Consider the following 259-nt stretch of genomic DNA (forward strand, 5'->3'; position numbering starts at 1 on the left):
GGTGCCGGAGCGGGGCAGGGAGGTGAAGATATGCGCGTCGGCGTGCAAGGAGAGCTGTTCGGCGATCTGCGCGTCGAGCGTCTTGATCTGGGTCGCGACGCTGGTGAGCGCGGCGACCATGGCCCGGGTGATGTGGGCGTTGGCGGCCCTCTCGTCACCGGTGGCGCCGCGCGGGGCACCGGTGAGCCGGTCGTGGAGCACGGCCGCAGTAGCCAGCGGCGGCCAGCCAGCCGGCCAGGCGCTTGACCGACAGCCAGTC

1 pseudogene is annotated in these 259 nt (G+C 72.6%); it reads right to left on the reverse strand.

The features are described 5' to 3' along the window. Positions 1–259 (reverse strand): annotated as a pseudogene (locus BST12_RS35115) (IS110 family RNA-guided transposase); the annotation flags it as partial.

The sequence above is a fragment of the Mycobacterium angelicum genome (assembly GCF_002086155.1).
Lineage (GTDB): Bacteria > Actinomycetota > Actinomycetes > Mycobacteriales > Mycobacteriaceae > Mycobacterium > Mycobacterium angelicum.